Raw genomic sequence first — 23,759 nt, forward strand, 5'->3', positions numbered from 1 at the left:
GGTTCTTTGCCGATTGGTACGCCCGTGTTAGGTGGAGTTACAATCACGAATCTGTCACATTCCCTGTCTGCTGCTCCCCAGGAACGCCCCCATGCCTCAACTGCAAGAACCCAAACTGATCGCGGGCAATGCGAACATGCCCCTGGCCAATGCCATCGCGCGGCGCATGTCGATGCACCGCGGCAAGCAGGTCGGGCTGGTGGATGCCCGGGTTGAGCGCTTCAACGATGGTGAGATCTTTGTGGAGGTCTTCGAGAACGTGCGAGGCGAGGATATGTTCATCCTGCAGTCGACGTCGAACCCGGCCAATGACAACCTGATGGAGCTGCTAATCATGGCCGACGCGCTGCGGCGGTCGTCTGCGGCACGGGTCACGGCGGTGCTGCCTTATTTTGGCTATGCGCGGCAGGACCGGCGCACCAAGGCGCGCACGCCGATCACCGCGAAACTGGTCGCCAATATGCTTGTGGGCACGGGTATTGAGCGGGTGCTGACGATGGACCTGCACGCCGCCCAGATCCAGGGATTTTTCGATATTCCGGTGGACAACCTTTATGCTTCACCGATTTTTGCTCTGGATATCCAGACCACCTTCAAGAAACGCATGGATGAATTGGCCATCGTCTCACCCGATGTAGGTGGTGTGGCCCGCGCGCGGGAGCTCGCAAAGCGGATCAACTCGCCCCTCGCCATCGTGGACAAACGCCGCGAAAAGCCCGGCGAGATTGCCGAGATGACGGTGATCGGGAATGTGAAGGACAAGACCTGCCTGATCGTGGATGACATCTGCGACACCGCAGGCACGCTCTGCAAGGCGGCGGAGGTGTTGATCGAGAACGGCGCAAAAGAAGTGCACTCCTACATCACGCACGGGGTGCTTTCGGGCCCGGCGGTGGAGCGGGTCACCAATTCGGTGATGAAATCGCTGGTGGTGACAGACAGCATCGCGCCGACCGACGCCGTCAAGAAAGCCAAGAACATTCGCATCGTACCCACAGCACCAGTCTTTGCTCAGGCGATCCTGAACATCTGGAGCGGAACGTCCGTATCCTCTCTGTTTGAAGCTGACACGCTCAGCCCGATCTACGACGGAACATACGCCGCGGAGTAGAACGGCGGGCCAAGCGCCCTTCCCCCCATCGAAGGGGGACGGGGCGCTGCCTGGCGAGTCTCGCCAGGCTGACCAACGCCATCGTTTGGGCAAGCAAAGCTCTGACCGATGCGCCAGCAGCCATGCACTGGTTGCTCAGGGATAGAGCGCATTCAGCGTCTGCCCATCCGGCAGGCCGCTGACCACAAGACCCTGATCTTCCTGATAGGCGCGCAGCGCCCGGATCAAGCCGTCGGCAAACGGCGCGTCTGGCGCCCCGGCGTCATAGCCCGCAGCGTTCAGATCGCCACGCAGCCGCGCCAACATGGAACGATAGAGGAAGACCGATTTCCCACTGTGACGCACCGCAATCAGAGGGCTGTCACGTATGACGCGATCGGGGATCAGACTGCGGATCAGGGCGGAGAGCCCGTTGATGTAGACCACATCGGGATTGGCCCGGCAGAAGACAGCCATTTTGGCCAAAACCAGTTCCTGCGGCTGCCAGGGCGTAATGTCGAACGTATCATCGGTGAAGACATTGTAAGCGGTCAGGAACCCCTGGGACCAGTTTGCGAAGGCTGTGCGTCCCTCCGGCTTGTCGAGAACAGAAGTGAATTCCGCGCAGCTTCGGGCACCCACACCATCAACTGCGAATTTGCCATCCGGGTCAGCGGCGCGCAGGGGCAACGCCAGCAGCAGACCACAGAGAAGGATGAAACTTCGTTGCATCTGGCGTCATCATCCCCTGGCGGTCAAGCAATCAAGCCAACGCCTGGCGAGCTGGCCGGATTTGCAGTCAGATGGCTGGGTGCGTCAGGCCGGGCGGCACCTCATCCGCGCCACGCCTGCCAAACCCACAAGACCGAGACCCAACAACAGCGCGGAGGCCGGTAGCGGGACCGGGGTCGTCTGGTCCGGGTCGAAATCCACAAGGATCGGTGTTTGATTGATTGTTATGATGTCGGATGTCACATCGGTAAAGGTGATTCCGGTGACAAAGGCATTTGGATCATTGGGATCCAGAAGCAGGCCCAGGTCGATATCCCCAATCGTGAAAGTGCCGACTGGCCCACCGTTTGCGAGGAAGTCGAAGGTTTCTCCGGCCAACAGGGTGACCGTATTTGCCCCGAACGTCAGCGTATAGGTTCCATCCGAGTCTGGAACCGCCGCCAGTGTTGGTGCCGTGACGCTGGCGAAGGATGCCCCCGTGATGTCATAGGTATAAGCACCTGCCACAATCGGGTCGATAAAGATGCGATCTGAGACAAAGTCTTCAGGCAGATTTTCGAAATCGACGATGGGTATATCGAACTGAAAGCTGACTTGCGTTATGCCGTCATCATTGACGAACGTATTGGTCTGCGTCGGCAGAAGCGCCAGAGCTTCGGACGATCCGGGCGCTGGCGGCTGCGAATTTCCAAAGAGGGTCTGCGTCGTATAGGTCACGCTGCTGCCTGCGGGGACCGTGAAGTCGTTCGACAGTTTCAGGGTTATGTCGTCCGGGAAATCGACAAATCCATCATCATTGAAGTCATTGGCGACGCCGTTGCCCAAAATCGGCGTTTGAAAGTCGCAGCAAAAATCGACGTCAAACCGCCCCTCAGACGGTGTGCCGCCTTCGGCGGTGACGCCGACGAAGGTCTGCGCATCGGTCTCGTTGCCTGTTGCATCGGTCTGGAACAGCACAGTCTGACCGTTTTCGGTCAGAACACCACCGCCATCCTCCAGCGTTCCGTCAAAGTCGAGATCACCATCGAAATAACGCAGCAGGCTGAACGTATTGGGCACATCGGCGGTGTTCTGGATGGTGAAGGTCTGCGTGAGAACCGCCCCTGAAAAAATTCCGTCGCTGTTAACAGCGTCTGTCACCGTCTGGGTCAGGTTGAAGTCCAGAGCATTGATCGAGAATGTGGATTGAACGGACCTATCCGTGCTGCCATCCAGAAACTCACCAACGCCAAAGCCCTGATTCTGAGCTGTGAGGGAGTCGTCAGAGCCTCCTCCGTCGAAGAACAAGACATCTTCTCCACCAAGCGTGAAGAGACCGTTGCCTTGTGTGATCGCCACATAGCTGTCAAAGGTTGTGTCCGCACGCCCAATCTCGCCCACCGGGTCGAAGGACGCGTCCCGGAAACGCCCAAACTCATCCACCTCGACGCTAACGTTTCCTTCGTTCGGCCCGGTCGTGAGCGTTACCGCCATCACCGGTGCACTGCAGAGCAGCGCCAGGCTGGCAACAGAACCAAAAAATATCGTTTTCATCAATATCCCCGTTCCACACTTGTTATCTACGCGTTCAAAATCTGCTGATGAACGGTAAATCCCCCAACCTTGCCGGTCAAGAACAGGGGGCTTCACAGACCAAAAAAGCCCCGATATTGGGGCTTTTTTTCAACTCGTAAGGCGCGTTTTCGCGTCAGACGCGAATCTGGTCACCAACGGCAACCATATCAGCCAAGAGCTTGGCAGCGTCATCGACGGGGCCGGGCTCGTTGACAAATGTCTCTTTGGCCTGGGCCAAAGCGCCTTCCGCCTCTTTGATCAGCGCCGCCATATCGTCGGCGGTGACCTCGGATTTCGGCATAGCGCGTTCGGCCAGCACCGTGACGCCTACCGCGGTGATCTCGGCGAAGCCGCCGGTGACCACATAGTCGGTGGTCCCATCGGGGCCTTCGGCGCTCAGCACGCCGGGACGCAGGGTGGTGATGGTGGGGGCATGGCCCGCCATCGCCGTCATATCGCCATCAGCGCCCGGGATCTGCACCGCAGTAACGGCGACGGATGCCAGCCGCCGCTCGGGCGAGACCAGATCAAATTGGGTTGTGTCTACCATCAGGGGCCTCCTTAGGCGGCGTCGGCCGCCATTTTCTCGGCTTTGGCTTTCACTTCCTCGATGCCGCCCACCATGTAGAAGGCGCCTTCGGGCAGGTGGTCGTATTCACCGGCCACAACCGCCTTGAAGCTCTCGATGGTCTCGGTCAGCGGCACCTGCACACCGTCCGAGCCGGTGAAGACTTTCGCCACGTCGAAGGGCTGCGACAGGAAGCGCTGGATTTTCCGGGCACGAGCCACGGTGAGCTTGTCCTCTTCGGAAAGCTCGTCCATCCCGAGGATCGCGATGATGTCCTGCAGCGATTTGTAGCGCTGGAGGATACCCTGGACAGAGCGTGCCACCTGGTAGTGCTCTTCTCCCACAACAGCCGGATCCATCAGGCGCGATGTGGAATCGAGCGGGTCTACGGCAGGGTAGATGCCCAACTCGGAGATCGCACGGCTGAGAACCGTTGTCGCATCAAGGTGCGCAAAGGAGGTCGCGGGCGCAGGGTCGGTGAGGTCATCCGCAGGCACGTAAACCGCTTGCACCGAAGTGATCGAGCCCGCTTTGGTCGAGGTGATGCGTTCCTGCATCGCGCCCATGTCGGTCGCCAGTGTCGGCTGGTAGCCCACAGCGGACGGAATACGGCCCAGAAGGGCGGACACTTCGGAACCGGCCTGCGTAAAGCGGAAGATGTTGTCCACAAAGAACAGAACGTCAGTACCAGACTGGTCGCGGAACTGTTCGGCCAGTGTGAGGCCGGTCAGGGCCACACGCATCCGCGCTCCGGGAGGCTCGTTCATCTGACCGTAAACCAGGGCCACCTGTGAGTTCTCCAGATTCTCAGGGTCGATCACGTTGGATTCGATCATCTCGTGATAGAGGTCGTTCCCTTCACGGGTCCGCTCACCCACACCGGCGAACACGGAGTAGCCCGAGTGCACCTTGGCGATGTTGTTGATCAGCTCCATGATGAGAACGGTCTTGCCGACGCCCGCACCGCCGAAGAGGCCGATCTTGCCGCCCTTCGCGTAAGGGGCCAGAAGGTCGATCACCTTGATGCCGGTTTCCAGCACTTCCGATGTGGTCGACTGCGCCGCGAACTCGGGTGCGTCCTGGTGGATCGAGCGGGTCTCTGCCGCGCTCACCGGGCCTTGTTCGTCCACGGGCTCGCCCACGACGTTCATGATCCGGCCCAATGTGGCGTTGCCCACGGGGATCGAGATCGGGCCGTCCGTGTCTTTGACCTCTTGACCGCGCACGAGACCTTCGGTGGCGTCCATCGCGATGGCACGCACGGTGTTCTCACCGAGGTGCTGGGCCACTTCGAGCACGAGGCGGTTGCCGTTGTTGTCCGTTTCCAGCGCGTTGAGGATCTCCGGCAGGTGATCCTCAAACTGAACGTCAACGACCGCGCCGATGACTTGCGTTACTTTGCCGACTGCATTTGCCATGTCGTTTCTCCGGTTGTCTTTAAAGCGCTTCCGCGCCGGAAATAATCTCGATCAGCTCGTTGGTGATCACAGCCTGACGCGAGCGGTTGAACTCGATGGTCAGCTTGTCGATCATCTCGCCTGCGTTGCGGGTCGCGTTGTCCATCGCGGACATGCGCGCACCTTGCTCGGAGGCACCGTTTTCGAGCAGACCTGAGAAGATCTGGGTGGCCACACCGCGCGGCAGCAGATCGGCGAGGATCGCCTCTTCCGACGGTTCGTAGTCGAAGAGGGTCGAGCCTTCATCGCCCTCGCTCTCCTCGAAAGAGGCGGGGATGATCTGTTGCGCGGTGGGGATCTGGCTGACCACATTCACGAACTTTGAATAGAAGAGCGTGGCGACGTCGAACTCACCCGCATCGAAGCGCGCGAGCACGTCCTTCGCAATGCCCTGCGCATCCGCATAGCCCACGCGTTTGACCTCGGTGAGGTCCACGTGGTCGATGAACATGTCGCCAAAGTCGCGCTTGAGCTGATCGCGGCCTTTCTTGCCAACGGTGATGATTTTCACCTGCTTGCCTTCGGCTTGCAGCTTGGTAGCATGCGTCTTGGCGAGCTTCGCGATGTTGGAGTTGAAGCCGCCGCAAAGGCCGCGCTCAGAGGTCATCACGACCAGCAGCTGCACCTTGTCGGAGCCTGTGCCCGACAGCAGTTTGGGCGCAGAATCCGAGCCGCCAACCGACGCCGCCAGCCCCGCCATCACCGCGTTGAAACGTTCGGTGTAGGGGCGCGACTGTTCCGCCGCTTCCTGCGCACGGCGCAGTTTCGCAGCGGCGACCATCTGCATCGCCTTGGTGATCTTGCGGGTCGATTTGACCGACTCGATCCTGTTTTTGAGATCCTTAAGACTGGGCATCGGGCGGACCTCTTAAGCGAAATCAGCGGCGAATTCGTCGAGTGCAGCCTTGATCGCGTCGGCCAGATCGTCTTTCACCTTGCGGTCGTTGTTGGTGATGTCATCGAGCAGCGCCTGATGCTTGGAGCGCAGGTGCGCCAGCATACCGGCCTCGAAGCGACCCACTTCGCTTACGTCGACCTTGTCGAGGTAGCCATTGGTGCCGGCGAAGATGACGCAGACGATTTCGGCGTTGGTCAGCGGCGAATACTGCGGCTGTTTCATCAGCTCGGTCAGACGTGCACCGCGTGCCAGCAGCTGCTGGGTGGAGGCATCGAGGTCGGAGCCGAACTGCGCAAAGGCCGCCATTTCGCGGTACTGCGCGAGGGACAGTTTCACCGGGCCCGCAACAGACGACATCGCCTTGGTTTGAGCCGAAGAGCCCACGCGGGACACCGACAGACCGGTGTTCACGGCGGGGCGGATACCCTGATAGAAAAGCTCGGTTTCGAGGAAGATCTGACCATCAGTGATCGAAATCACGTTGGTCGGAATAAAGGCCGAAACGTCGCCGCCTTGGGTTTCGATGATCGGCAGGGCCGTCAGCGAGCCGTTGCCCGCATCATCACCCAGCTTCGCGGAACGCTCCAGGAGGCGGGAGTGGAGGTAGAACACGTCACCCGGGTAGGCTTCACGTCCGGGCGGACGGCGCAGCAGCAACGACATCTGACGATAGGACACAGCTTGTTTGGACAGGTCATCGTAGATGATCAGCGCGTGGCGGCCGTTGTCACGGAAGTGCTCGGCCATAGCCGTTGCAGCGTAAGGAGCCAGGAACTGCATCGGTGCAGGCTCAGACGCGGTGGCTGCAACCACGATGGAGTAGTCAATCGCGCCGGTTTCTTCGAGCTTTTTCACCAGCTGCGCCACGGTGGAGCGCTTCTGACCCACGGCCACATAGACGCAGTAGAGCTTCTTGCTCTCATCATCGCCCGCGGCTTCGTTGTAGGACTTCTGGTTCAGGATTGCGTCAAGCGCCACGGCGGTTTTACCGGTCTGACGGTCACCAATTATCAGCTCGCGCTGGCCACGGCCAATCGGGATCATGGAGTCCACAGCCTTGAGGCCGGTCGCCATAGGCTCGTGCACGGACTTACGCGGGATGATGCCTGGCGCTTTCACGTCAGCCACAAGGGACTTCGACGCGTTGATCGGGCCTTTGCCGTCGATCGGATTGCCGAGGCCGTCCACAACGCGGCCCAGCAGCTCGTCACCGGCGGGCACAGACACGATGGAGTTCGTGCGCTTGACGGTGTCGCCTTCTTTGATATCGCGGTCGGAGCCGAAGATCACGACGCCCACGTTGTCGGATTCGAGGTTCAGCGCCATGCCCTGAATGCCGCCGGGGAATTCGACCATCTCACCGGCCTGCACGTTGTCCAAACCATAGACGCGCGCGATACCGTCACCCACGGAGAGCACCCGGCCCACTTCGGCGACTTCGGCTTCCTGACCAAAGTTCTTGATCTGGTCTTTCAGGATCGCAGAAATCTCTGCTGCTTGGATACCCATTTATCCGACCTCTTTCATTGCATTCTGGAGGGAATTCAGCTTCGCGCGGATCGACGTATCGACCATGCGCGAACCAACTTTGACGATCAGACCGCCGATGAGGCTTTCATCGACGGTTGCATCGAGTGTCACGGTTTTGCCGGTGGAGGCTGTCAGCGTCTTGGCCAGCTTCTCGGCCTGAGTATTGGTGAGCGCCTTGGCGGAGGTGACCTCGGCGGTCACTTCGCCTTTCTCGGCAGCGATGATATCGCGCAGGGTGGTCACCAGCTGCGGCAGCACAAAGAGGCGGCGGTTCTGCGCCATCAGGGCCAGCGTGTTGCCCATTGTATCAGACAGACCCATCTTGGCGGCGATGGCGCTGATGGCAGCGCCCTGCTCGTCGCGGGAATAGATGGGGGAGTGGATCAGGGCCCGGAAATCTTCGCTCTCGCTCAGCGCGGTTTTCAAGGCTCCAAGGTCGGTTTCGAGAGAGTCAACAGCGTTGCCGTCCTTGGCGATCTCATAGACCGCTGTGGCGTAGCGTGCGGCAATGCTCGTGGAAATCGAAGCTGGTTCTGACACGTCCACCCTTCCGATGTTCTTGCCCCGGATATGCGAAAAGATCGCGTCACCGGGGGTGTTGGCGCGACTTGAAATTACTCAAGACGTCAAAATCAGCGGTGATGTAGCAGAGAGCCTTGGACCCCGCAACATGAGATAGTGCCAGTGCCGTATCTCTCTTTTTCCGCGTTTTCAGACACTTGCCCAAGGTGCGACCGTTTTGCCCCTCAGAAAACTTTTATTTTGCCTGGATAATGAGGCCAATTTTCGATTCCCGCGCCCTATAAATGATCGATCCTGCGGGCTCAGGCGCTGTCTGTCAGGCGATATTCCCGTCAAACGGGTTTCGCCGTGGGTTCCAGAACGGCGGCAGGGCGCAGTTTGCGGGCAGGTTCGACATTGCGCTTGGGCGGGTAGACCAGTTTGGTGGCCTCAACCATAAACACCCCGCCCGCCATCATCGTTGGCACGCGTCGGCCAAACTTTTCAAATGCAGGACCGGATTTCATCCAGATCCGTTTGGAAGACGGCACCTGGTAGAGCGCGCCCAAGTGCCGCTCCGGCAGGAACTGATGCTTGCGCAGCTGGGTCTCCAACTGGCCCGGCGAATAGGGGCGTCCGAATCCAAAGGGCGTGCGGTCGCGCCGCGCCCAGAGACCCGCACGGTTCGGCACGATGAAGAGCGCCCTGCCCCCCGGCCCAAGCACGCGCCAGCATTCCTCCAGCAGGTCTGACGCGCGTTCCGAGGTCTCCAACCCGTGCAGCATCACCAGTTTGTCCACATGGCCGGTTTCCAGCGGCCAGCAGATCTCGTCCGTGAGGACGGAGACATTCGGCATATTCGCAGGCCAGGGCATCACCCCTTGCGGGCCGGGCATCAGCGCGATGACCCGACGCGCGTCTTTCAAATAAGGGCGCATGAGGGGGGCTGCGAACCCGTAGCCCACCACCGTCTGCCCCTTGGCTTCCGGCCAGAACTCCAGAACACGGTCGCGCAGACTGGACTGTGCGGCCCGGCCCAGTTGCGAACGATAATAGAAGTTGCGCAGATCTTGCACATCCAGATGCATTGCAGCCGGTCCCGTGTTGGGTCACTCTGTCATATAGTGTCGCAAACCTCTCGGAGAATGACCATGGCTCTTGAACTTGTCACCGTGCCCTGTCTGTCTGACAATTACGCTTTTCTGCTGCAAGATGACGCAAGCGGCGCCACGGCAGTGGTCGACGTCCCCGAGGCCGCGCCCATCCTTGAGACCGCCTCAGCCCGGGGCTGGACCATCACCGAAGTGTGGATCACACATCATCATGCGGATCACACCCAGGGGTTGGCGGATGTTTTGGCCGAACATAAGGCTGTTGTACGCGGTGGGGCTGCGGATGCGCACAAGCTCCCGCCGCTTGATCACACATATTCCGGCGAAGACCTGTTCGACTTCGCCGGGCACGAGGTGCGCGTGATCGACGTGCCCGGGCACACCACGGGGCATATCGCATTCTACGTGGCTGACGCGGCAGCTGTCTTTACAGCCGACAGTCTGATGGCTCTGGGGTGTGGGCGGCTTTTCGAAGGCACCGCGGAGCAGATGTGGGGGTCGCTCACTCGGCTGATGGCCCTGCCTGCCGAGACAACCGTCTGCTCGGGCCATGAATACACCGCCTCCAACGCTAAGTTCGCGTTAACCATTGACCCTGACAATCCCAAACTTATATCGCGAAGCGTGGCCATAAATGCTGCCCGAGCCGCGGGCGAGGCCACCGTTCCTTCAACCCTGGCGCTTGAAATGGACACAAATCCGTTTTTACGCGCCTCAAACCCTGACATCCGGGCGCATCTGGGCATGACAGATGCAGCGGACGTTCAGGTTTTCGCCGAAATCCGTGCCCGCAAGGACGCCTTTTAACGCCGAAATCGCAGCCTTTCATGCCAGCTTCACGCATTTTGTGACTGCACTTGTGCAGAAAAAACTTGAAGCGCGCCTGTGATCAACCAAACTCTAACACTATGAGGCCATGGTCGGTATGAGGATCAGCATCACCTAGATCCCAACCGGCCCCGATCAGAAGGAGCACCACGCCGTGCCTTCATTTTCGACCACCTTGGAACAGGCAATTCACTCTGCGCTGGCGCTGGCCAACGCGCGACGTCATGAGTTTGCAACGCTGGAGCATCTGCTGCTGGCGCTGATTGACGAACCCGACGCCACGCGCGTCATGAAGGCTTGCAGCGTCGACATCGACGATCTGCGCACCACTCTTGTCGAGTTCGTAGACGAAGACCTGAGCAACCTCGTCACCGACGTGGACGGGTCAGAAGCTGTACCGACAGCCGCCTTCCAACGGGTGATCCAGCGCGCTGCCATTCACGTGCAATCCTCGGGCCGCACGGAGGTCACAGGCGCCAACGTTCTGGTCGCCATCTTCGCCGAGCGTGAGAGCAATGCGGCCTACTTCCTGCAGGAGCAGGATATGACCCGCTATGACGCGGTGAACTTCATCGCCCACGGCGTGGCGAAAGACCCGGCCTACGGCGAGTCCCGTCCTGTGTCCGGCGCACCGGAGCAGGAGGAAGAGGCGCAACCCGTCACCGATGGCGAAAAGAAGGAAAGCGCGCTCGAAAAATACTGTGTCGATCTGAACGCCAAATCCCGCGAGGGGGATATTGACCCGCTGATCGGGCGCGATTCTGAAGTGGAGCGGTGCATTCAGGTGCTCTGCCGCCGCCGCAAGAACAACCCATTGCTGGTGGGTGACCCCGGCGTGGGTAAGACCGCCATCGCCGAAGGCTTGGCGCGCAAGATCGTCGCAGGTGAGACCCCTGAGGTGCTGGAAAACACCACGATCTACTCGCTCGACATGGGTGCTCTGCTCGCCGGAACCCGATACCGCGGTGACTTTGAAGAACGTCTAAAAGCGGTGGTCGCGGAACTGGAGCAGCACGAAGACGCGGTTCTCTTCATTGACGAAATCCACACAGTGATTGGCGCAGGTGCTACATCCGGCGGCGCGATGGATGCGTCGAACCTGCTGAAACCCGCACTGGCGGGCGGCAAACTGCGCACCATGGGTTCCACCACCTACAAAGAGTTCCGTCAGCACTTTGAAAAAGACCGAGCATTGTCGCGCAGGTTCCAGAAGATCGACGTGAATGAGCCGTCGGTCGAAGATGCGGTAAAAATCCTGCGTGGCCTGAAGCCGTACTTCGAGGATCACCACTCGGTGAAATATACTGCTGATGCGATCAAGACGTCCGTTGAATTGGCGTCGCGCTATATCAACGACCGGAAGCTGCCTGACAGTGCCATTGATGTGATCGACGAGGCAGGTGCTGCACAGCACCTGGTGGTTGCTGCGAAACGGCGCAAGACCATCGGCACCAAGGAGATCGAGAATGTGGTCGCCAAGATCGCCCGCATTCCACCCAAGAACGTCTCCAAGGACGATGCCGAAGTGCTGAAAGACCTCGAAGCCTCGCTGAAACGGGTGGTCTTCGGGCAAGACAATGCCATTGAGGCGCTGTCCTCCGCGATCAAGCTGGCCCGTGCTGGCCTACGGGAGCCTGAAAAGCCCATCGGCAACTACCTCTTTGCCGGACCAACCGGTGTCGGCAAGACCGAAGTGGCCAAGCAACTGGCGGATACATTGGGCGTGGAGCTGCTCCGCTTCGATATGTCCGAATACATGGAGAAACACGCGGTCAGCCGACTGATTGGCGCGCCTCCGGGATATGTCGGCTTCGATCAAGGAGGCATGCTGACCGATGGCGTGGACCAGCACCCGCATTGCGTGTTGCTGCTGGATGAGATGGAGAAGGCGCATCCCGACGTCTACAATATCCTGCTTCAGGTCATGGATCACGGCAAGCTGACAGATCACAACGGTCGCACTGTTGACTTCCGCAATGTGGTCCTCATCATGACTTCGAACGCAGGTGCCGCCGAGCAGGCGAAAGAAGCGATTGGCTTTGGCCGCGACCGCCGCGAAGGGGAAGACACCGCCGCGATCGAGCGGACCTTCACGCCGGAATTCCGCAACCGTCTGGACGCCGTGATCAGCTTCGCACCGCTGCCGAAAGAAGTCATCCTGCGCGTGGTCGAGAAGTTCGTACTGCAGCTGGAAGCGCAATTGATGGACCGCAACGTGACCATCGAGCTGACCAAACCTGCTGCCGAATGGCTGGCCGACAAGGGCTACGACAGCAAGATGGGCGCGCGACCGCTGGGCCGCGTGATCCAGGAACATATCAAGAAGCCACTGGCCGAAGATCTGCTGTTTGGCAAATTGGCCAAGGGTGGCCTTGTCAAGGTCGGCGTCAAGGGCGGCAAGATCGATCTCAAGATCGAAGGTCCGGACAAGCCACGTATCTCCGGCGACAAACCTCCGCTTCTCACAGCTGAGTGACTTCATAAATACCTGAACCGCCGCGCGTGCATGGCGGTTCAGGTGGGCACCGCACTGCCGGATGCTGGCTGAAGCCAAGCACCACACAGAGTTGAGCGCATCCTCTTTAACAGCCAAACACGTGCGCATGACGCAGTCTGCCCCCGGCTCACGCATCCTCTATCCAAATCAACACCTTGGACATCATAGCTTTCGTAGGGAAATTGGGTCGTGGACGTCGCAGAAGGTTTCGCCGGAGCGGTTCAAATCCGAAGATGGGACCACACAACTCCTCAGCAGAGCAGAGGGTTGGTGGGTGGACTGGCGCCCACATACTCCGGCATCAAAGCTATTAACGTTTAGTGAGGTCACGCGCCACCAAGCTCGCCCCCGGCAATCTCTTCCAGCAAATCCCGGTAGTAAGTCTTCAATCTGGCGGAGCGCTCGTGTGCCATGATCTGCCCGGTCTTCGTCTGCATATGATCGCCAAGGTGAAGCAGCTTGGTCTGAAAATGGTCCAGCGCGAAGTGGTCTTCATCCAATGGGCGTTCTTGCGCTGAGGGATCTGTCAAGTGATAGAGCGAGGCCCGGCGCTGCCCGGTAAGATATAAGCAGCGCGCAACGCCAATGAAACCCATCGCATCCAGCCTGTCAGCATCCTGCAAGATACGCGCTTCTCGTGTGACCGGCGCGATCCCGGCGGAGAAGCTGTGCGCTTCGATGGCATGGGCGACCTGGTCGATCCTTTCTTTGTCCCAGTCAAGAGAGCAAAGAACCTCCCGGGCCTTCGCCGCCGCCTTGCGCGAGGCAAGGGGCCGCTCCGGCGACGTCTTATCAACCCAAACGCAGTCGTGCAGAAGCGTTGCCGCCTGCAACACTTCTATGTCACCCCCCTCCTGCGAGCGGATCGCAGCGACGTTGCGCCACACCCGCAGAAGATGCGCCTCGTCATGGGCGCCATCGCGGACATCAAACGCCTGCGGCAACAATGCTTCGGCAAGATCGGGGTGCGGGAAGAGCTGGTGCAACATGGATAATGCAAGCCCGAAGTTGTGTGAGTGGTCGGATCATGACCTTGCCAGGCAGCGCCTAGCGCTCGGTGAATTTCAGCTCAATACGTCTGTTCTGGGCGCGTGCTTCTTCGCTGTCACCTGACGCTACGGGCTGGTATTGACCAAAGCCGTTTGCCGCGAGCCGTTCCGGCGCGAGCCCCAGGGCCTCGACCATGTATTTCACCACCGACAGCGCGCGGCCCTGGCTGAGTTCCCAGTTGTCGGCGTAGCGCCCGGTGCCCGACAGCGGGACGTTGTCGGTGTGCCCGTCCACCCGCAAAACCCAGTTGATCTCGGGTGGGATCTCATCCGCCACGGTGGAAATGATCGCAGCCACTTTGGCGACCTCGGCCCGGCCTTCGGCAGAAAGCTCGGCGCTGGCGGGTGCAAAGAGCACCTCTGAGGAAAATATGAACCGGTCGCCGGCAATGCGCACACCGTCCTGCCGACCCAGAACATCCCGCAAGCGGCCAAAGAACTCCGACCGATACTGTTCCAGATCCTTGGTCTCTGCGGCCAGGCGCGCGGCCTCCTCTTCCAGTCGTTTGCGCTCTGCCTCTTCGAGGGCGGCGCGGCGGCGTTCCTCGGCGGCGAGCCGGGCAAGGGCCGTGTTCAGATCCGACCCAAGGGACTGCAGCCGCACCTGTGCCGCAGCATCGCGCGCCACCGAGTCGTCCAGCAAAGACTGCAGCTCACCCAACTGCCCGCGCAAGGCGGCAACCTGCTGGTTCAAAAGCTCGGTCTGACGCTGCGCCTCAGCGCTGGCGGCCTCCTCATCGGCCAATGCCGCCCGCGCCTGCGCCAAAAGTGCCGCGCGACGCTCGGCATCACTGCTGGTGTTCTCGGCCAAGGCTTCTGCCGCCAGCCGGGCAGCCAGGGCTTCGGCAAGTTCAGCCCGCAAAGCCTCCTGCTCCGCTGCGGACCGCTGCGCCGCCGCATCAAGCTCGGCCTGCAAGGCCGCCTCCGCCGCGCGCAAGGCCTCTGTTTCGCCACCCGCATCATCCAGCGCGCTCTCCAGCCCGTCAATGCGCAGGAGGGCAGCGGCCAACGCGCCATCAACATCCTGTTGCGCGGCCCGGGCCGCAGCCAGAAGGGTCAGAGTGTCTTCCGCCTCCTGCCGCTGCGCCTCCAGCGCAAGGGTCATGGCCGTGAGCTCCGCATCCGCATTTTCGAGCCGGGCGCGCAAGGCCTCTGCAGCGGCGGCTTCGGCCAGACGCGCCGCCTCCTCAGCGCTCAGCGCCTCGCGGGCTTCATCAAGGTCGGAGGTCAAAGCCTGCAATTCGCTTTCGGTGTCGGCATTGCGCGCGCGCAGATCGGCCACCAGAGCATCCAAGGCCTCACGCCGCGAAGCCGCCAGACGGGCTGCTTCGGCCTGCGCATCAATCTCGCTGCGCGCAGTTGCAAGCGCGAGGTTCAGCGCCTCCTGCGCATCCAAAAGCTCCGCCTGCGTTTCTTCGAGCTCTGCGACATTGCCCAGCGCCTGATCCCGCTGTGCCATCAGCGCGGCCACCTGTGCCTCAAAATCGCTGATCTGTGCGGTGGCCTGCTCAAGCGCCGCGGCCTGCTGGTCGCGCGTGGCGGTGAGAGCCGCGATACGCTCCTGCGCATCCGAGAGGGTGGTTTGCAGCGTGCCGACGCGGCCTTCCAGTTCCGCCGAGGTCTCTTGTTCCAGCCCAAGAGCCTGCGCCAGCGCCGCGACCTCACCGGCCAGTTGGTCCAGCTCGGTTTCCTGTCCGGTGATCCGCTCGGTCAGCACAAATTGCACCACCATGAAGATGGTCAGCACGAACATCAGAACCAGCAGAAGGCCGGTCATCGCATCGACAAAGCCCGGCCAGATGGAGGCCTGGAACCGCGTGCCGGTGCGTCGGGAGAGCGCCATCTCAGCCCTCCTCGGAAGTCATGCGTGTGTTGGCCCGAACTGGACCGTCCTGCAGTGCTTCGCTGAGACGGGAGAGATCCATGCGCAGCTCTGCCATGCTTTCCTGTCGGCCAGCCGAGATCTCCTCAAGAATGCGCAGCATCTGCACATCGATGGAACGCAGGCGCATGCGGCTTTCCGCGTCAATTCCGTCGCCATGATCCTGGCTTTCAAGGACGGCGATCAGACGCTCCTGCCCGGCGGCCACCCGTTCAAGGGCCGCACTCGCCGGATCCATCCCATCCATCTTGCCTGTCATCCGCTCGATGGAGGCCGCAAGTGTGCTGAGGTTTTCGTTGATCTCCGAGCGGCTGACGTCGGACTGCTGGAACATGTCCTGCAATCGCTCCATCTGCTCGACCATATGCTCCACGACGCCCGCAAGCGCGCCCTGATCGCCCGCTGCCTCGTCGCCGGAGGTAAAGCCCACGCGGGTGATCGAGCTGAGCCATTCTTCCAGCTCGCGGTAAAACCGGTTCTGACCATGGCCCGCAAACAGCTCCAACAGCCCCACGATCAGCGAGCCCGCCAAGCCCAGCAGCGAGGATGCAAAGGCCACACCCATGCCACCCAGTTGCGCCTCCAGCCCGGTCATCAGCCGGTTGAAGACCTGCACGCCCCCCTCCCCGTCCTGCGGCGCGAGGCTGCGGATGGTGTCGACCACGGCCGGAACCGTAGTGGCCAGCCCGTAGAAAGTGCCCAGCAGACCGAGGAAGATCAGCATGTTCACAATGTAGCGCGTGATCTCGCGCGCCTCGTCAATCCGGGTGGCCACTGAGTCGAGGATCGAGCGTGTTGATGTGGCGCTGACCTGCATCCGTGCGCCACGGGCGCGCAGCAGGCTGGCCAGTGGCGCCAACAGCTGGGGCGCCTGACCGCTCGCATCGAGATTGTCGGATGCAAAGCGCTCGATCCAGCGCACCGAACCGATCAGTTGGAAGACCTGATAAAAGCAGGCCAGCACACCGATGCCAAAGACAAAGAGGATAAAACCGTTCAGATAGGGGTTTGCCTCGAACACCGGCAGCACCCGGGGCAGCGCCAGAAAGCTGCCAAAGCCGGATAGACCCAGGACCATCAGCATCAGGGTGATTTGCCGAACCGGTTGTGAAAAGGCCGGTCTTGCCTGTCGAGCTGGCATTGCCATGCGCTGCTCCCCGCGCGTTATTGTTCTGCCCCGGCGCAGTTTAACCCGAAAACAAGGGCTTGCGCCAAGGATTTATGAAGTGAGATGCCGCACCCGCTGGCTGAGCCACTCCAGATCGGGGTCGTGCAGCCCGATCTCGGCAAGATGCCGCGTGGTATTGTAGAGATATTCGGTATTGGGGCCCATGCCACCTTTGGCCTTGGCGATAATCTGCGCCTGTTGTTCCAGCGGAAGTCCGCCGCAGTATTGCCGGTTCGCCCGGTTGATCACATAGGCCAGCGCCTGCACCCGCCGCCCGTCCACAAGATCGATATCCACCGTCTGCTCGAAGTAGGCTGAAGAGATCAGCTCGCGTTCACGCAGATAGGCCAGGGTGGCGTCCTCCTTGCCCGCCTGCACCGCCAGCGCCACACCTTCGCAGGCGTGGCGCGGATCCTCGTCGAGCGCCAACACAAGGCCCGGGTCCTCTTCTGTGCCGCGATGGTGGATCGACCACATGCAGAACGACCGGGCGTAGCCCGGGAGGGTCGCGACCACCTGCTCTGCCACCTCAAAACCGGGTTTCCACAAAAGGCTGCCGTAGCCGAACACCCACATGGTCATCTTGCTGGTTCTCCTTGACTGCATTGCGTAAACCTCAATTCAGAGCAAAAGGCAAAGAGGTGGGCAATGCGCCGAATCCTTTGGGCAGCTGTCGTACTGGCACTGGCGTGGAGCGGCTGGTGGATCTGGGCGGCAAACGCGGTGCAGGTGAGCACGGATGCCTGGTTTTCCGATCGGCGCATAGAGGGGTGGCAGGCCGACTATGGCACTCTGGACGTGCGCGGCTTCCCGCTGCGGTTTGACGCACGTATGACCCTGCCGGCGCTGGCCGACCCGGACACCGGCATAGCCCTCAGCGCCAGTGGCGTGGATGTCGCGGCGCCCGCCTGGCAGCCGGGGCAAATCGCCGTAGTCCTGCCCGAGGATGCCATCACGCTCAGCAGCCCGCAGGCGCGCGCGACCTTGCAAGTGACAGCGGGCCGGGTGGCGCTTGAGGTCCGGCCACGCCAGGCCATGGCGTTGGAGCACTTGCGGCTTGCGGCTGAGGCGTGGTCTTTGGCTGCGCCGCAAGGTGTGGTCCTGCAGGCCGAGGATCTGCATGCCAGCTTTGTGCAGAGCGAGACAGAGGCGCTGCGCTATACTCTCACCGCCAGCGCGCGTGCTTTGCAACCGGGGCCAGTGCCGCGCGCAGCCCTTCGCGTCCCCGACAGCTGGCCGGTGAGTTTTGACAGCTTTGCGCTGGACATGCAGCTGCGCTTTGACCGCCCATGGGACCGGACGGCGGTTGAGGTCGCGCGCCCGCAGCCGCGTCACATCAAGCTTGATCTGGCGGAGGCGATCTGGGGCACGCTGGAACTGCGCGCCGCCGCTGATCTGCAGATCGATGCGGAGGGTGTGCCCGCCGGGTCGCTGTCTTTGCAGGCGCGGAACTGGCAGGACATGCTGGCGCTGGCGGAGCGTGCGGGGGTCGTGCATCCGACCCTAACCGCACAGGCACAGAACGTTCTGCAAGCACTGGCCAGGGCCACGGGTGACCCGCGCGCGATTGACGTGACGCTGACCCTTCGCGACGGATTGGTGTGGCTGGGGTTCGTTCCTCTTGGCCCGGCGCCACGCTTGATCCTGCGCTAGAACGGCAGAAGTTAGCGACAGTAGGTCCCGCTGCGATACCGCGCAGTGTCGAAGTGGAAGTGATCCTGATGAAATCTGTCCGAGTTGGGGCCCAGCACCGTCCCGAAGGCGACACAGGCATCGCTGTGCATTTGCCGCAGCGCCTGCCCGCTCTCGCGCGACCGCCAGCCCTTGAGCACCGTGATCACGGAACCGTCCTCCAGCGTAAACCCTGAGATATCGATTGCGCGCCCCTTGCCGTGCTCGGAGATCCGCGCGCCCCGCTTGTGGTTCCGCGTCCGGCAGACGTAGTGCCCGGCCACGCGTAAGCTGGCCACGCCGCCACCCATGTCGCGCAGCGTCGGTTTGACGGAGGCATTGATCCAGACCTTCAAGGCCTGTGCGGTGGGGCAGTCCATGACAGCGGGCTCGCTCAGCGCCACGCCGGAGATGCTGCGCAAGCGGATGGCTTCCGCGACGCCACAGCCCGGAAGATGGCCCGGCACGGCGCCGACGATCTTGCCCTGCAAGCCCGGATCACCGCAGACCCCACCCCTGGCGGCCAACTGCTGCTGCTTGCGAATGGCCCTCACGACAGCAGGCGTGCGCATCCTTGGCCGGGGCGATATCGCCGCAACGCCCCCCCGGATCACCGCGTCCCGTTTGGATGTTGCGATTGCACCCGACGGCTCAAGCCTGACGTCAGCGGGCGCGGCATCGGGTCGGCTGACCGGGCGTTGCGAGACGTCCGGCACCTGCGCAGCTGCGGCGCAGGCACTAAACAGCAACACCATCGTCCAGCGTGTCATACCGGTTTCTGCGCGCGGCCAAAATTGGGGGCTGCGGTGTCCTGCCCTGCCTCGATGATCCCGCGCCGGATCGCACGGGTGCGGGTAAAATAGTCATGCAGATGCGCACCATCCCCGGTGCGAATGGCCCGCTGCAACGCAAAAAGCTCTTCGGTAAAGCGACCCAAGATCTCCAGAGTGGCGTCCTTATTGGTCAGGAAGACATCGCGCCACATGGTCGGGTCACTGGCCGCAATCCGGGTAAAGTCGCGAAACCCGGCGGCGGAGTATTGGATGACCTCGCTGTCGGTTACGCGGCGCAGATCATCCGCCACACCCACCATGGTGTAGGCAATCAGATGCGGCGCATGGCTGGTCACAGCGAGCACCAGATCATGGTGGTCAGCCTCCATTTCTTCCACATTGCTGCCCAGCCCTTCCCAGAACCGCCGCAGTTCGGCAACGGCGGTGAGATCTGTTCCCTCCGGTGGGGTCAGCAGGCACCACCGGTTGTCAAAAAGCTCGGCAAAGCCGGAGTCCGGTCCTGAATGCTCCGTTCCCGCCACGGGGTGGCCCGGCACGAAATGCACGGTTTCGGGGATATGTGGCCCCACGTTCTCGATCACGTCGCGTTTGACCGATCCGACATCCGTCACCGTGGCGCCCGGTTTCAGATGCGGCCCGATCTCCGCCGCAACTGCGCCCATGACCCCAACCGGGATCGCCAGCACAACGAGGTCGGCGTCTTTCACAGCCTCGGCAACGGTGTCGCACACATGATCACACAGGCCGATCCGCCGCGCCGCATCGCGCGTGGCTGCGGACCTTGCATAGCCCGTAACCTCCCGCGCCAGCCCGTTCCGCTTCATCGCCCAGAACATGGAAGAGGCAATCAGCCCCAGACCAATCAGGGCAACGCGGTCGTAAATGACGCTCATGACGCCTCCTGAAAGCTGGCCAAGGCCTCCAGCACGCGGGTCACATCCACAGCGGAGCCCACGGTGATCCGCAGCGCCTCAGGAAAACCATAGCCTTTGACCAGCCGCACGAGGATGCCTGCGGCTTTCAGATGCGCATCGGCGGCAAGAGCTGTAGTCTCATCCGCAAAACGCGCCATGACGAAGTTGGCGTGGCTCTCGTCGCAGGCGATGCCGAGCTGGCGCAGCCCGCCAATCAGGCGCGCACGTTGTTGCGCATTCTCGCGCAGACACATCTCGACAAAACCGCGATCCTTCATGGCCGCCGTCGCCCCCGCAAGTGCCAGCACCGACATGTTGAACGGCCCGCGGATGCGGTTGAGCACATCGATCACATGCTGCGTGGCATAGCCCCAGCCCACGCGCAGACCGCCCAGACCGTAGAGCTTGGAAAACGTACGGGTCATCACAACGTTTTCGCGCGCGGTGACCAGCGCAGCACCCCCATCATAGCTGTCATAGAACTCCGCATAGGCTCCATCGAGCACCAGCAGGCAGTCTTGCGGCACCGCGTCGGCCAAGCGGGTCAGTTCAGGCAGATCGAGCGCTGTGCCGGTCGGATTGCCGGGGTTTGCAATATAGATCAGGCGCGTGGCAGGCGTGATCCGCTCGATAAGCGCATCTACATCCACGCGGCGGTCGCGTTCCGGCGCGACCACCGGCGTCGCCCCCGCCGAAAGCGCAAAGATACGGTAAAGCGAAAACCCATGCTCGGTATAAAGTACCTCGTCCCCCGGCCCGGCGAAGGCCATGGCCAGCAGGGTCAACACCTCGTCAGAGCCGACACCGCAAATGATCCGCTCCGCGTCCAGCCCGTGCACATCGGCGATGGCAGCGCGCAGCGCGGTATGATCGGTCGAGGGATAGCGATGCAGCGCCGTCGCAGCTTCCCTGATCGCCTCAGCGACGACCGGGCTTGAGCCAAAGGGGTTTTCGTTCGAGCTGAGCTTCAGCGGGTCGGTTTGACCCACGATCTTCGAGGCACCGCCCTGGTAAAGGGCGATATCCATGATTCCGGGCTGGGCGCGCAAGGCAGTTGTCATCGGGCAGTCTCCTGTCCGGCGGACATTAACGATCTGGTGCAAGCTGTGCCACCACCAAAGTCACCCTGTGGGGTACACCCGGCATCCCCACAGATGAGCAAGAAAAAAGGGGCCAGCAAAGGGCCCCTTTTGCGTCTGTCGCGGCTTGGAGTGCTTACGGCTTGCGCGATGTCACCCGGTGACGGCCTGCCCATCCAAGGCCACCCAGAGCAGCTCCGAGCAAGAGCACGGAGGCGGGCAGCGGCACCGGGGCCGGATCTTCATTGCCATCGGGCACGGACGCCACGGCGATCCCATCAATGGAAAACCCATCGTTGAGGCGGAACCGATCCCCACCCGAGGTGAAGAAATTGCCCAGAGTGATCTCCGCCGATGACACGGCCTGGCCAAAGTCAATCTCGACCGTGCGGGCATTGCCGTTTGGCAGGCGCCCGCCAGTGCGCAGCTCTTTTGTGTCATTGCCCGCAGTGATCCGCAGGAAGGCGCCTACATCGCTGGCATCGTTAATCACAAAGCTCACACGATCAAACAGCGTGCCGGTGTTGAGCGACCAGCTGATCCCCCAGGTGTCATTGCTGTCGAGAAACCACGAGCCGCCCAGCGGCACGACATTCTGGCGGCCAAAAACTGTGCCATCCCGCAGCGCCAGCTGGGTGCCCGTGCCAATCACGGACCCGCCGGTGCCTGTGCCGCCAAGGCTGGTGAATGTCCCCACCGAGGTCGCGAGAGAGGCGCCAACCTCGCCTTCGCCCCTGCTCTGACCCAGCGCCTCGAAATCCTCGCCAATGTTATCGGTTATACCGAAGGCGCCGTTGTAGGTGGCGGCGTCGAAGGTTGACACGGTGATGGTGGCGGCTCCGCCAACGGAGGTGGTTGCCAACAGGATTGCAGCTGCGCTGGCCAGCTCTTGGATAGTCATTACTCACACTCCGATCGATAGAATTTGAACGGGAATTTACACGACTTCGACGTAAGCCCTGGTTCCGCATGGATCAATCCGCTGACCAGGCAACAGACTGTTTCCAATGCGACACCACAGACCCTGCAGTGGTCAAATACGCGAGGGTGGGGCGTGCTTGCCAGTCGCAGGTCACCATGTCAGGCTCAACGCATGAGCGACACCTGTTCCCACCTGACGCAGCGCTATGGCCGGGCTGCACCGCGATGGTCCGACAAAATGCGTGCCTTGGGGTATTTTGACGCCTATCTGGGCTTTCTGGCGGATCACAACCCGAAGGCGGTACCCGGCACAAAAGTGGTCGATATCGGCGCGGGCACCGGCGCAATGGCTGAGGCCTGGGTCGCTTTGCATGGGCAACCTGGGCGGCTGGCGCTGCTCGACCCCTCCGAGGCGATGCTGGCCGTAGCAGAGGGCGCGCTCTTACGCCGAAATGTGACCGCAGAGTCCCATGTCGCCGGCTTGGAAGACGCCCGACTTGGCGCGTTCGATGTGCTACTGGCCGCCCATGTGATCGAGCATTTTGACGACCCGCTGGTAGCGCTGCAGGCAATGCGCGCGATGGCCCGCCCCGGCGCACGGCTGTATCTGGCTGTGTCAAAGCCACATTGGTGCAACATCATCATATGGCTGCAATGGCGGCACCGGACGTTCCGCGACGCGGAGATCACGGGAATGTTGCGCCGGGCCGGTTTCGCGGTCGACGCGCGGCACAGCTTTCCCGCCGGGCCGCCGTCTCGTACCAGCTTCGGCGTTGTGGCCCACGCCGTCTGAACGAAAAAACCGCGCAGGTCGCCCCACGCGGTCTTTGCGATAGATATACGGATGAAACTTAGTTCTTCGCGTAGAATTCGACGACGAGGTTTGGCTCCATCATCACCGGGTAGGGCACATCACCCAGCGCAGGTGCACGCACGAAGGTCGCTGTCATCTTGGAGTGATCCGCATCGATGTAATCCGGAACATCGCGCTCGGGCAGTTGGGTCGCTTCGATCAGCGCGGCCATTTGCTTGGAGCGGTCACGCACTTCGATCACGTCGCCCTCTTTCACGCGATAGGACGGGATGTTCACGATCTTGCCGTTCACCCGCACATGCTTGTGGTTCACGAACTGGCGTGCGGCAAAAACGGTTGGCACGAATTTTGCGCGGTAAACCACAGCGTCCAGACGACGTTCCAGCAGGCCGATCAGGTTTTCACCGGTGTCGCCCTTCACACGCTCAGCCTCAGCATAGATGCGGCGGAATTGCTTTTCGGTCAGATCGCCGTAGTAGCCTTTCAGCTTCTGCTTGGCGCGCAGCTGAATACCGAAGTCGGACAGTTTGCCCTTGCGGCGCTGACCGTGCTGGCCGGGGCCATATTCGCGGCGGTTCACGGGGGATTTCGGACGCCCCCAGATGTTCTCGCCCATGCGGCGGTCAATTTTGTACTTGGCAGCGGTGCGTTTCGTCACGGCTGATCTCCTTCTATAGTGGCGCACCTTGGGCGCGATGAA

At 61.5% G+C, this 23,759-nt stretch carries 22 protein-coding genes; 5 read left to right on the forward strand and 17 right to left on the reverse strand.

Going from position 1 to position 23,759, the window contains the following annotated elements; genetic code table 11:
* The first annotated feature begins 91 nt into the window (after positions 1-91).
* Positions 92-1,111, forward strand: coding sequence for a ribose-phosphate pyrophosphokinase (locus So717_RS19800; RefSeq protein WP_159980561.1), 1,020 nt, complete (start codon positions 92-94; stop codon positions 1,109-1,111).
* A gap of 135 nt (positions 1,112-1,246) precedes the next feature.
* Here So717_RS19800 and So717_RS19805 read toward each other — a convergent pair whose 3' ends face one another.
* From So717_RS19805 to So717_RS19840, 8 genes are all read right to left on the reverse strand, one after another.
* Positions 1,247-1,822 (reverse strand): peptidoglycan-binding domain-containing protein, encoded by a 576-nt coding sequence (locus So717_RS19805; RefSeq protein ID WP_159980563.1) that lies wholly within the window; start codon positions 1,820-1,822, stop codon positions 1,247-1,249.
* Between the two features lie 84 nt (positions 1,823-1,906).
* Positions 1,907-3,355, reverse strand: coding sequence for a hypothetical protein (locus So717_RS19810; protein WP_159980565.1), 1,449 nt, complete (start codon positions 3,353-3,355; stop codon positions 1,907-1,909).
* A gap of 154 nt (positions 3,356-3,509) precedes the next feature.
* Positions 3,510-3,926 (reverse strand): F0F1 ATP synthase subunit epsilon, encoded by a 417-nt coding sequence (locus So717_RS19815; RefSeq protein ID WP_159980567.1) that lies wholly within the window; start codon positions 3,924-3,926, stop codon positions 3,510-3,512.
* A gap of 11 nt (positions 3,927-3,937) precedes the next feature.
* On the reverse strand, positions 3,938-5,362 hold the full coding sequence (gene atpD / locus So717_RS19820) for a F0F1 ATP synthase subunit beta (RefSeq protein WP_159980569.1): 1,425 nt from the start codon (positions 5,360-5,362) through the stop codon (positions 3,938-3,940).
* Positions 5,363-5,381: 19 nt separating this feature from the next.
* Positions 5,382-6,257 carry a F0F1 ATP synthase subunit gamma gene (locus So717_RS19825; protein WP_159980571.1) on the reverse strand — a complete coding sequence of 292 codons (876 nt, stop codon included), beginning with the start codon at positions 6,255-6,257 and terminating at the stop codon, positions 5,382-5,384.
* A 12-nt stretch (positions 6,258-6,269) separates the two neighbouring features.
* On the reverse strand, positions 6,270-7,808 hold the full coding sequence (gene atpA, locus So717_RS19830) for a F0F1 ATP synthase subunit alpha (protein ID WP_159980573.1): 1,539 nt from the start codon (positions 7,806-7,808) through the stop codon (positions 6,270-6,272).
* The gene (locus So717_RS19835; protein ID WP_159980576.1) at positions 7,809-8,369 is read right to left on the reverse strand and encodes a F0F1 ATP synthase subunit delta; all 561 of its coding nucleotides are present in this window, start codon (positions 8,367-8,369) and stop codon (positions 7,809-7,811) included. It abuts the gene before it with no gap.
* A gap of 314 nt (positions 8,370-8,683) precedes the next feature.
* Positions 8,684-9,418 carry a methyltransferase domain-containing protein gene (locus So717_RS19840; protein WP_159980578.1) on the reverse strand — a complete coding sequence of 245 codons (735 nt, stop codon included), beginning with the start codon at positions 9,416-9,418 and terminating at the stop codon, positions 8,684-8,686.
* A 63-nt stretch (positions 9,419-9,481) separates the two neighbouring features.
* On the opposite strand from So717_RS19840, the gene gloB reads away from it, so the two are divergent.
* Positions 9,482-10,249 carry a hydroxyacylglutathione hydrolase gene (gene gloB / locus So717_RS19845; RefSeq protein ID WP_159980580.1) on the forward strand — a complete coding sequence of 256 codons (768 nt, stop codon included), beginning with the start codon at positions 9,482-9,484 and terminating at the stop codon, positions 10,247-10,249.
* 175 nt (positions 10,250-10,424) lie between these two features.
* Positions 10,425-12,746, forward strand: a complete 2,322-nt coding sequence (clpA, locus tag So717_RS19850; protein ID WP_159980582.1) for an ATP-dependent Clp protease ATP-binding subunit ClpA — start codon at positions 10,425-10,427, stop codon at positions 12,744-12,746.
* A gap of 347 nt (positions 12,747-13,093) precedes the next feature.
* Here the strand turns inward: clpA and So717_RS19855 are convergent, their stop codons facing one another.
* The 4 genes from So717_RS19855 to So717_RS19870 all read right to left on the reverse strand — a co-directional run bounded on the left by So717_RS19855 (position 13,094) and on the right by So717_RS19870 (position 17,448).
* A complete protein-coding gene (locus So717_RS19855; RefSeq protein ID WP_159980584.1) occupies positions 13,094-13,756 on the reverse strand; it encodes an HD domain-containing protein in 663 nt (220 codons plus the stop codon).
* Positions 13,757-13,814: 58 nt separating this feature from the next.
* Positions 13,815-15,659, reverse strand: coding sequence for a peptidoglycan -binding protein (locus tag So717_RS19860; RefSeq protein WP_159980586.1), 1,845 nt, complete (start codon positions 15,657-15,659; stop codon positions 13,815-13,817).
* Between the two features lies 1 nt (position 15,660).
* On the reverse strand, positions 15,661-16,845 hold the full coding sequence (locus So717_RS19865) for a biopolymer transporter ExbB (protein WP_159980588.1): 1,185 nt from the start codon (positions 16,843-16,845) through the stop codon (positions 15,661-15,663).
* A 72-nt stretch (positions 16,846-16,917) separates the two neighbouring features.
* Positions 16,918-17,448: a gamma-glutamylcyclotransferase gene (locus So717_RS19870; protein WP_159980590.1), complete on the reverse strand. Its 531-nt coding sequence runs from the start codon at positions 17,446-17,448 to the stop codon at positions 16,918-16,920.
* A 66-nt stretch (positions 17,449-17,514) separates the two neighbouring features.
* Here So717_RS19870 and So717_RS19875 point away from each other — a divergent pair, with 66 nt between their 5' ends.
* Positions 17,515-18,519, forward strand: a complete 1,005-nt coding sequence (locus So717_RS19875) for a DUF2125 domain-containing protein (RefSeq protein ID WP_159980592.1) — start codon at positions 17,515-17,517, stop codon at positions 18,517-18,519.
* A gap of 11 nt (positions 18,520-18,530) precedes the next feature.
* Here So717_RS19875 and So717_RS19880 read toward each other — a convergent pair whose 3' ends face one another.
* The 4 genes from So717_RS19880 to So717_RS19895 form a co-directional block, all read right to left on the reverse strand.
* On the reverse strand, positions 18,531-19,307 hold the full coding sequence (locus So717_RS19880; protein WP_159980594.1) for an extensin-like domain-containing protein: 777 nt from the start codon (positions 19,305-19,307) through the stop codon (positions 18,531-18,533).
* The gene (locus So717_RS19885; RefSeq protein WP_159980596.1) at positions 19,304-20,224 is read right to left on the reverse strand and encodes a prephenate/arogenate dehydrogenase family protein; all 921 of its coding nucleotides are present in this window, start codon (positions 20,222-20,224) and stop codon (positions 19,304-19,306) included. The genes So717_RS19880 and So717_RS19885 overlap by 4 nt, the downstream gene beginning before the upstream one ends.
* On the reverse strand, positions 20,221-21,306 hold the full coding sequence (gene hisC / locus So717_RS19890; protein WP_159980598.1) for a histidinol-phosphate transaminase: 1,086 nt from the start codon (positions 21,304-21,306) through the stop codon (positions 20,221-20,223). Before hisC ends, So717_RS19885 begins: the two co-directional genes overlap by 4 nt.
* Positions 21,307-21,460: 154 nt before the next feature.
* Entirely contained in the window at positions 21,461-22,225 is a 765-nt protein-coding gene (locus So717_RS19895) for a VPLPA-CTERM sorting domain-containing protein (RefSeq protein WP_159980600.1), read from the reverse strand.
* A gap of 192 nt (positions 22,226-22,417) precedes the next feature.
* Between So717_RS19895 and So717_RS19900 the strand changes: the two genes are divergently transcribed.
* A complete protein-coding gene (locus So717_RS19900) occupies positions 22,418-23,038 on the forward strand; it encodes a class I SAM-dependent methyltransferase (protein ID WP_238841113.1) in 621 nt (206 codons plus the stop codon).
* 58 nt (positions 23,039-23,096) lie between these two features.
* Here the strand turns inward: So717_RS19900 and rpsD are convergent, their stop codons facing one another.
* Positions 23,097-23,717 (reverse strand): 30S ribosomal protein S4, encoded by a 621-nt coding sequence (gene rpsD, locus So717_RS19905; RefSeq protein WP_159980602.1) that lies wholly within the window; start codon positions 23,715-23,717, stop codon positions 23,097-23,099.
* Positions 23,718-23,759 lie beyond the last annotated feature (42 nt).

The sequence above is a fragment of the Roseobacter cerasinus genome (genome assembly GCF_009811755.1).
Taxonomy (GTDB): Bacteria; Pseudomonadota; Alphaproteobacteria; order Rhodobacterales; family Rhodobacteraceae; genus Roseobacter; species Roseobacter cerasinus.